Source organism: Methanobrevibacter sp., assembly GCF_045112895.1.
GTDB lineage: Archaea > Methanobacteriota > Methanobacteria > Methanobacteriales > Methanobacteriaceae > Methanocatella.
Window position 1 is genome coordinate 1 of the sequence record NZ_JBGUIH010000036.1, and the last position, 11265, is coordinate 11265.

Consider the following 11265-nt stretch of genomic DNA (forward strand, 5'->3'; position numbering starts at 1 on the left):
GCAACACCATTATTAGCAACAGTTAAAGTTAAATTGTTAGGAACGCCAGCATAAATGCTAGGAACAGAAGTATACTCGGATTTCAAAGTAGTCTCAGCAGTAGGCAATTCAACTGCATTTTCAACAACAACCATTTGATGTAATCCTAAAATAGTACTGCCTGTTGCTTCGAATTTGACAGAGATATTGCCTGCAGCAACATCAGTCTCATAAATATCGAATGTACTACTGGTTCCAGACCAAACATCAGATTTAACATCATCATTGATAATCAAGTTACCTTCACCAGCTTGAGCACCAGCAGCAAATACATACAAAGTAGCATTACCATCAATAGTATCGAATAAAGTAGTGAAACTAGCCTCTAAATTCTTATTATTGGTTTTAGCTAATAAATCAGCCTCTTCAACAATGTAAACAGTTTTCTCAACAAGACTGCTTGGATCGTCAACTAAAACAATCAATGAACTTGGATAGACAGCAGCATTACCTTTAACTTTCTCAAGTGCAAAGGTGTTTTCACCGTCAGCTACAAGACTTGTGACATTATAAACAACTAAACCATAACCATAAGCACCGTATTTACCTAAGTTACCTTGATCACGATAACTAGCAACAGGAACAATTGCTTGATTATTGAAAGTTGCATTCCAGGTATTAAAGTCTCCACCTGCAGCCTTATCCCAATTATATGAAACATATAACAATGCTTCACTAACACTGCCATCTAAAGCAACATTATAAACATCAGTCCTGTTAGTCGCAGCACCAGCACTATAAGTACCATTAGTTAAAACAATCACATCAGATGCAGTGAATTCCCTAACAGTAGGATCAGCACTAGGATATTCATAATCCTTACCTAAATTACCATTATACAATACAACAAATGAGAAATCAGTACTGTTAATCACACCATTAGCGTCTTCAACAACAACTGTGTAGGTAACATTCTCATTATTATTGCCGATAGCTGTATTTTCAGTAATAGGCCTGATAGTCTCATCAATGAAATTAAAGTTATAAGTCTCACCAGCAGCGTAATCGGCAATAGTAACATTACCAACTAACTCGTCACCAATTAAAACTTTAATAACAACATCTTCGCCAGCACTACCAGTATTGGCAACAGTTAAAGTTAAATTATTGACAACACCTGCATAAATGCTAGGAATAGAAGTATATTCAGATTTCAAAGTAGCTTCAGCAGCAGCAGGAGGCATCTCATTAATTTCAAAGTTAACAGTAGTAGAAATACCATTATAATCTGCAGTTAAAGACCCATTACCAACAGTTCCAGCAGTGTAGACTACATTTGCAACACCATCCACAAGAACAACAGAATCCTTATCGGCAGTACCATTGACAGCAGCAATTGTTAAGTTAATAGCAGGTAAAGCATGATCATAAACGCTTACTTGACCATCGGAATATAAATTATTCAAACTAACAGTGACAATAGCCTCATCGCCAACGAATAAATCATAATCATCAGCAGATGCATTTAAAATTAAATAAGTGTTTACGGTAGCAACAGTATAGCCTAATGCGCTTGGGGAACTGTCTTTATTTTCATTGGTGTTACCCCACCAGTTATTATCAACATTTAAAGTAGCGCCGCTATTATATTTTTGTACACTTTGTGATCCATCCAATAATATTGAATCAGTGATTGTTAAAGTACCGCTACCAACCATATTAACAGATCTACCATTAGCCTTATTATTGTTGGTGAATACTGATTGACTAATTGTTACAGTACCCGCACCAGCAATTGCACTACCATATCTCCAAGTATCATATGAGTATAAAACTTGGTTATTTGTAAATGTACAATTGTCAATGATTAATTCCCTGTTATTTTCAGCATTTATTGCACCACCTTTTCCTCCGGCAGCATTGGAATCAAATACTGAATTTTTAATAGTTACATAAGATGATGCTGTATTAATAGCTCCACCAACATCACTGTATCCGGTACCTGCATTATTGTTTGAGAAAGTACAGTTATCTATGATTAAAGTAGAACCACTTACGGTCATTGCACCACCGGAACTACGGGTAGCTTTGGTTAGTGTTAAATTGGTTAAATTGACTTTTGCATTTGCAATGTTGAAAATTCTACCGCTATTCTTTCCATGAATTGTTGCCTGTTCATATCCGATGATTGAAACATCCTTGTTGATAGTAATACCGTTTGCGCTTGTAGAAGCATTAAGATATATCACATCATCAGATGTTACATAAATTGTTCCGCCAGCTTTTACACGGTTTAAACCTTGCTCAAGTGTTTTAACTGCTTCATTCCAATTGTCACCATAGTTATCATCATTTCCACCTGTGTAATTTACATAAACCACATCCCATGGAACGATATTTTTCCTTTCAACGACTAAGATTTGTTCTAATCCGACTGTTGTTGAAGAGGTTGTTTTGGTGATGAACCATACATCATTGTTGGATTGGATATCGTCAGTTACGTTGAGCACATAAGCTTTTGCATCGTTAGCAGTCCAACCGGCAAATGCTGAAGATTTAATGTTGTCATTGAATTTCAAATCAACATTACCGCTTGATGAACCACTGAATGAATACCAATTTGCACTTAATAAATTATCCACATTAATATTATTGAATGGAATATTCATTTTCATTGCATAATCATATCCTACCATATTGTAATTTGGATATAATACATCACAGGTATCAGTGAAGTAGACATCTTTTATAGTTCTGCTTCCAGTAGTGTTATACAATACGACAAGAGTACTTGGATATAAAGCTGTTTGTCCACCAAGTGATAAGTCAAATACGTTTTCCTGATTAGCTTTATAGTAGTCTGTTACATCATATACGACAAGACCGTATTCCACTTCAGAACCACGATAACCTAAATTGGATTTATCGGTTACATGAGAAATGTAATCGTTGGTTATTACATGATTATTGAATGATACTGTCCAACCATTAGGGAAATAAGATGTATCCCAGTTGTATGGGAAGTATACGAACACTTTGCTTATGACTGCACCTTCAGGAGTTTCGATGTTCCAGGTTTCAGTTCTGCCCAATACTCCAACACTCTTATATTGTGAATCGCTTTGAGGTGAAATAATTACGTCACCGGTTGCAGAATAGATTCTATTAATTATATTGCCGCTGCCGTTAAATGCATAGGTCCTATTTAAATAACCGTTGTACACGACTGATGGAGTTATGACCTTTTGAGAAACTAAATTGTTGTAATAGTACAATTTAGCAGTATAACTAACTTTATTGTTGTTAGCAGCAGGAAGCACTGTATTTTCAGTAATTGGTCTAATAGTAGGATCAACTAATGAAATTGTAGAAGTGCCTGATGCCAATGAATCAAATGAATAACTGCCTATTAATTCATCACTCTCATTAGAATATAACTCAACACGAACATTCTCAATTGCATTGACTTCATTATTATTTACTTTAATAGTCAATGTATTGTTGAGACCTGGGAAAATAATATTATTATTGAGAGTTGAAACACTATCTACTGCAACATCAGGAAGAGGTTCTTTTTCACTGGCAACCAATAAAGCAACACTTGTTTTGTAAGAAGCGCCACCAGGCACTGCTTTATAAACGGTGTTGGAACCTTTGTTGAATACTGAACTAATGTTTTCAAAGGTGTTGAAGTGATAATAGTTACCTCCAGTTGAAGCAGGAGTTATTTGATTATTATTAATGCTTATTGTTCCAGCAGAGGATGACAAGTCAATTGTTCTGAATGAAACATTATCGGTTTTTCCATTATAACCCCTTGTGTTGATTGTGAAAGTTGTTTCACCAGATCCCCATAACTGGCCAGCATGACACCAATAGGTTAGGTTATCATTATCCCCATCATCATATGTGAACAATAAAGTAATCTCTTTAATTTTTCCATCGAATTGTTTGCCAGGGTATTGTGAATTTGCTACATTCACCTTAAATGAATCCCCAGCATTCAAATCAGTTAACTCATCTGAAATATCATAAATTATCTGATAATCACTGTATTGTTTATTTGCATGATTGTCAACGCTATATACGTTTTCATCGCCACCAGTAGCAATGCTGAGGTTTAAAGCTTCAAATGCTATAGGTATTGTAGAACCGTCTATTTCTAAAGTAATATTAGAATAAAGAGCATAATTATTACCGCCAGAACCTGAATAATCATTTACAATTATATATGCAGAATTAAGATTACTCATGGATTCCGGAATTGTATATGTTAATGAACCACTGGTAGTCCATGGATTTACGGAATATAAATCAACTCCACCAGAAACGACACCGCTGTCAATTAATGGTATTGTTGGAACAACTTGACCAGCAGGAATTACCTTTATAGTTACAGTAAGATTCTGCACTTCATCGCTTGAAATGACAGAAACGACATTTTTCTTTTCAGTTACTTTAACGCTTGCTGAAGCTATTCCATTATTTGTAGTTTTTGTCACGACATTGTTGAAATTGACTTCAATGTCAGGGACATTTTTGCTTAATGGAGTTACTGTTCCACTAGCATTATAGTTAGTGAAATCAGCAGTAACTGTAACGTTTTCACCGGAATTGACAGTAGCCGGAGTGAAAGATGTAGTCATGACAACAGGATTATTGATAGTTGATTTAGGTGCAGCATTGCTACCCCACCAGTTGTAATCAAAATTACTGCCGGATGGTAAAGAAATGCCTTCCGTAAACTCATTGTCACAAATTACATTATAGTTAACTCTTGAATTTGAACCTGTTATAAATGATCTTCCAGTATTATTTTTTATTACAGAATTTTCAATAGTCACTGCATTACCACTAACAACATAACCTCTATTACCGCCTCCTGTTAATAATCTATTATCAACAATTCTTGAATTATTTACAGCGACACTAGGAAGAGGATTGCCATAGTAATATAAAGCAAATCCTGCAGCTGAATTAGTAATAGTTACATTATCTAAATATAATGTAGAAGCAGAAGGCTGGAACCAAATAACTGATGAAGATTCAGGAGCCCTAGCATTGTTAATCAATGTATTTTTCATGTTTACAGTTCCAGTAGCAGTATTTCTAAGAATAGCACCGGAATTATAACTATATTGAGCATTAATATCAAAGAAATTAACATTATCTATATTAAGATTAGCATTGTTTGAAACAGTAAATACAGTAGAAGTTGAATCTTTGATAGTTAAATTAGATACATTGACATTAGCAGTACCGCTGATTGCAAATGTAGATTTTGTTACAATAACCTGATCTTTGGTGTCACCAGTAATATTAATGTTTTTATTAGCAACAGATATGGAACCTTCATTATATTCACCATTAGCTATATAAACAGTTTGACCGTCAATAGCAGCAGCTATACCATCCTTAATTGTTTTATATGGCCTATCCTCACTACCATCGGAATCATCGTCATCATATGTGCAGTCCACATAGATTATAGGTGAGAAAGAGTTTATGGTGAGTTGTTGTGCTTCATCATCAGCTGTAATGTCAACAGTCATTACCCTACTAGTGACAGGAATGCTTGCAGTTGCAATACCATTGTCAATAGTAGCAGTTACTTCATCATTAAAGTTTACATCAATTAAATTTCCAATATTTTTAGGCAATGGAGTTATAACTCCACTAGAATTACAGTTAGTAAAGTCAGCAGTAATTAATACGTCACTACCGACAATAGCAGTGCTTTCATCATAAGTTACGTTCATTATAATGTTATTATCGATTTTTGAAGGGTCAGGGTTAGTGTTGCTTCCCCACCAGTTATAATCTGCATTGAACACATCTCCTGTTTTTGAAGAATAAATCATTCTGGATTGTGTATTGCCGGTTATAGCATTATAATTCAAAGTCACAATTCCATAACTTGTATAGGCCAAATGGTTTTTAACAATATTATCTTTAATAATGCTGTTTTCAACAGTAATGTTAGCTTTAGCTGAACTGCCTCCGGCCGCATAAAACATTACACCATTGGCTGCAGTTGTTCCGGATGATGAACCTTGAATGTTATTGCCTAAGATTTTAGAATTATCTACCTTGACAACAGCACCATTTGTACCGAGATGGAACAAACCGGATGAACGTCCAGTAGTATTGAATATGGTTACATTATCCATATTGACTGTTGATCCAACACATTTTACTACACCATTGGAATTGGTGGTTCCTAAGAATTGGGTATTGTTAATGCATGAATTCTTAATGGTAAGTCCACCAGTGGTAGTTGATGCAAAAATCACACTGGAAGCGGCAGTTCCACTTTCTGCGGTACCTTTTGTATTTAAAACATTTACATTATCCAAAACAACAGGGCTTGTTGATTTTGATAGAATAACAGAATTGGAACCTTCAACAACCCAATTATTAATGGTAACATTAGTTACATTCAAAGCGATGGCCTTTTTAGCAATGTCGATTGCAGCGGTAGTAGCGGAATTTGCACCATTAATTGTTAAGTTAACCAATGTTGCAGTCAAATCAGCAGTGTATTTGAAAATGGCATTGTTAACAATTACACCACTGCTTTCACCGATAATATCCATATTTTTATTGATAGTTATAGTGCCTTCACCGTTATATGTACCGTCAGCTACGTGAACTGTTTTTTTATCAGCTGTTACAGCACCAACACCATCATTGATTTTAGCATATGGTTTTGCTAAGCTACCGTCAGAATCAGAACCAGCATAGCTGGAATCTACATATATTACAGTTGGATCTTCAATAACTGGAGTTTGTACAGTTACAAAAACCCAGGAAGCAGCCACTTCGCCTTCGGCATCTGGACAGAATTCATCCCAGTACTCAGGACTATCATTAGGGGCGAAGTTAATCTTATATGGTGTAGACCTTTCAGCCAAATTAAGGTTTTTACTGAAAGACAAATGACCATTACTACTTATTGATGCATCACCATTATATAAATCATCAACATAATAGCCTACATCAAAACCGCCTCTTTGTACTTTTGAACTACCACCATTAAAGCAAATATCCCCTTGGATATCTACAGATTCACCAGGAGCTATAGTAATATCCTCTTCATCGAAGTTAATATAGAACTCCTTATCCTGATTGGAGTAGTCCAAAATTTCTTCATCGTTCGCCACACTTAAAGAAACTATTTCATCATTATTTAAATCAATATCATCATTACTTGTGCTTAAATCGCTTATGGAATCATCTATTTCTTCCGCATTAATCGTTGAAATAGACAATAAGACTATTAAAAGCACCATAATGACAAATGATACCTTACTTAATTTCATGAATATATTTTCCTCCTTAATTACATGTCGGTTATAAATAAAATAACACCGTTATTTAATGAAAAACAGTGCTACCTAAAACAATAACAACAAAAATTATATATAACCATAATATTATATTACTTTTCTAATATATAATCATAATTGAATATTACTTTTATTGTTATTTTTAATACTTACGGCAATAAATTCAATTACATGCCATGTAGGCAACAATAATGTTTTTAATTAAAAAACCAGCCACAAAATGAAAATTTCGATTAAAAAAAAATACTCTTTTTGTACAGACAATCCATATGCAAAAAAATATGCCATTATTTTTCCTATTGCCAAAGTAAAAAATTAATTACTGTTAAAAAAATAAGACATGTAAATATAATTAAAATAAAAAGAAGTAGGCTTAAATAAGCCCATTTAAAAAAAATTTTCATCTTGTTATGACAACCGTGCTTGTTACATTGCATGGGTTGTAAACATCACTGCCTTCGATGAAAGCGGTAAATGCATATTCACCTAATCTTAGGTTAATAGGCACATGAATCATGCCCTCAGCATCTGTTTTGTATTTATAAACCTTTACTGTGTTGTTGAGTTTAACGATGACTCCGGCAATCGCATTTCCGTTAACATCAGTTAATTTTGCTGTGTAATTGGTGCCGTCTTTGAAAGTCATGTTAATATCATCAGCAGTTAAAACAACGTCGGCCTTGTTTACAACAACAGTTGCGGCTGTGCTAGTTGCAGCATATATTGAGTTTCCATCATAACTGATTGTGTAATTGTATTCTCCCGGTTTTAAGTTAATAGGAGCGGTTGCTACACCGTTACTGTCTGTACGGTATCTGTAAGTGCTTGCACCATTGGTGAATTTGATTGTAGCACCAACAATAGCATTACCATCGATACCTGTCAATCTAGCTGTCAGATTACCATTTTTATAAGAAATGCTAACATCGGAAGCATCCAAATTAGGAACGAATTTATTGACTGTTAATGTTCTGGTAATGTTGGTCGCTTCATAAATGCTGTTGCCTGCAAAACTAATTTTTAATGTGTAATTGCCTATTTTTAACTTAATAGGGGCACTTGCAACCCCATTGGCATCAGTACGGTATCTGTAAGCAGTTACGCCATTGTCAAATTTGACTGTTAGGCCGGATATAGGATTTCCATTTACATCAGTTAATCTGACTGACATGTTTGATCCGTCATTATACATTACAGAAATATTATCCCCTTCCATGTTAACAGTGGCTTTGCTAACAATGACTGTGTTTGTGGTATTTGATGCTTCATAAATGTTATTGCCATTAAATGTGGTTGTGAATGTATATTCGCCAATTTTTAATGAAATAGGAACATTTGCAATACCATCACTGTCGGTGCGATATTTTAAAGTTCTGGCACCATTATAAACGCTGAGAGTGACCCCGGAAATTGGGTTGCCATCAATATCAGTCAATGCAATAGTGCAGTTTTTATTTTCCTTATACGGTACGGTTACATCTTCAGCAGTTAAAATAGTCTTAATTTTATTTACAGTTACAGAAACAGTAGTATTAGCGGCTGAATTGATAGCATCACCGTTATAAGCGATGATGAAACTATATTCTCCAGGTTTCAAGCTAACCGGTACATTTGCAATACCATTAGCATCAGTTCTATACTTGTAAACACCAAGAGTGTTGTTTACATTAATAATAACATTGGAAATCGGGTTATTTTGAGAATCAGTTAACCTTACGGCCAACTTGCTGCCGTCCTTATAAGTCATGACAAAGTCATTTGCATCAATGATTGTTTTGGGCGATTCTTTTTCAGTTGCGGTTAATAATAAAATATTTGTTTTATAAGAACCCCAACCTCCTGAATCAGCACTATAAGAAATCTCAGTATCATCACCAATGTTGAAATAATCGGTTAGATTATGATTTTCAGAATTCCAATATGCATTAATATAATAATTACCTTTATAAATCTCAGTAGGATGGGCCAATTCATTTCCATTTAAGCAATATTCTTGAGCATAATTGGAAGATAATGCAATAGTTTCTAAAGTAAGATTGTCGTCTTTACCCTCATATGAACTAGTAGCTATGCTTTCATATTTCAATGATTTAGTCCAGGATTGACCGACATCCAACCAATAAGTAATGTTATCATTATCACCATCATCATAAGCCAAGAACAAAGTAACCATTTTAATTCTGCCATCAAAATTATAACTGCCATACCTAGAATTATTAACATCGATTCTAAGAGAACTTCCGGCATTTAAAGTAGAAATATTATTAGTTATATTATAAATATACTGATAATCAGAATACTGTTTAGTAGTGTGGTCGTTAATCACATAAACCACAGGGTCATTCGCTTGATTACCTGAGAAAGTTAAATCTTCAGAACCTAAAGCTACAGTTGAATCAGCTGTTAAAGTAACATCAGAATGCAATGCATAAGTATCAGAATCACCACTGCCGGAATAAGAATTCACAATAACAAGTGCGGATTTAATCTCTTCAACATCATTGGGGATTGTATAATCAAGGTTAGCATTAGTTGTCCATGGATTTACACTAATTAACTTAGCGCCACCGGAAACAACACCATTTTCAGACAGATACATTGAATCCACAGTAGTTGGAAGGGATGATTCCGCAATAGCAATATCCTCTTCATCAAGTTTTATCAATGAATCTGAAGAAGAACTCTGATAACTCAACACATCATCATCACTGTCATCCAATTCCAAATTTCCATCATCAATATCGGCATTTATTATTTCAGTATTTTCATCTGCAACACTTATAGTGACGTTATCCCCATCACAAGCGGATGCTCCAGATATAGAAATTACCAATATACATATCAATATCAACAAGGAAATCGATTTTTTATTTATCAAAATTAACCTCCTTTAAAATTTTAGTTATAATAATAAATATAAAAATCGCGTAGTAATATATTTAACTAAAATATTACTTGTCTATTAAATAAATATATGAAAGTATTACGTTTTTTTAAAAATAAGACAAAATCATTAGACATTTCATTAATTTTGAATAAAAAAAGAAAAAGAGAATTTAATCTCTTCATTTAATTTTTATTTTAATTTTTTTGCTGGATGCCTTATAGGTTTTATCGCCTGAAAATTTGATTGTAGCGGAATATTTACCCTTTTTAGTTAATTTTATGGTAAATTTAGCGACACCTTTAGCATTTGTTTTTGCAGTATAGGTCTTACCTTTAACTTTTAAAGTTATCTTTTTACCTTTTTTAAGGTAAATTTTACCATTGTATTTGTTTTTAACTGTTTTTAAGGTAATCTTAATTGTTTTAGTTTTTGTTCTAGCTTTGAATACTTTACTAGATGCTTTTATTGAAGTCGATTTTTTAGTCACTTTCAATTTTATTGATTTTGATGATGCTGTATATGAATCATCACCCTTAAAAGTAATCTTATATGCATATACCTTTGCCGTATTCAAGTTTATTTGTAGTTTAAATGCACCTTTCTTATTTGTTTTGACATCATACACTTTTCCATTAACTTTGATATGGACTAATCTATTGATTACTGGATTGTTATTTTGATCTAATAAGTAACCAATATGGTTTGCACCTCTTTCACCAGCATAGTAATCAGTTGCAAGACGATTGAAATTAGCTGCTTTAATATGTGTAGCTTTTTTCTCAACAGCAATAGAACTATCGGCAGATTCAGAAGCATATCTATCATCACCGGAATATGTAACTTCAATTGAATGATTTCCACTACTTAAATCAGATAAAAATATGTCAATATTACCATTAGTTACAGGCACTGCTGTAATCTCTTTACCGTCAACATTTACTGTTACATTACCAGAAGCATCAGAAGGCAATTCAACAATGACCTTTGCAACATCACCAACACAAATATCCCCAGCAGAAACAGACATAGACGGAACAACCTTACTCACAA

At 33.9% G+C, this 11265-nt stretch carries 3 protein-coding genes; all 3 read right to left on the reverse strand.

Translation table 11 applies throughout. The features are described 5' to 3' along the window. Positions 1 to 7301 (reverse strand): DUF3344 domain-containing protein (locus tag ACJMLD_RS06795; RefSeq protein WP_405269643.1); only part of this gene is annotated, 7301 nt, incomplete at its 3' end. Between the two features lie 427 nt (positions 7302 to 7728). Continuing rightward, positions 7729 to 10206 (reverse strand): DUF3344 domain-containing protein, encoded by a 2478-nt coding sequence (locus ACJMLD_RS06800; protein WP_405269646.1) that lies wholly within the window; start codon positions 10204 to 10206, stop codon positions 7729 to 7731. 187 nt (positions 10207 to 10393) lie between these two features. Further along, the coding region (locus ACJMLD_RS06805) for an Ig-like domain repeat protein (protein WP_405269649.1) at positions 10394 to 11265 on the reverse strand (872 nt) is incomplete at its 5' end.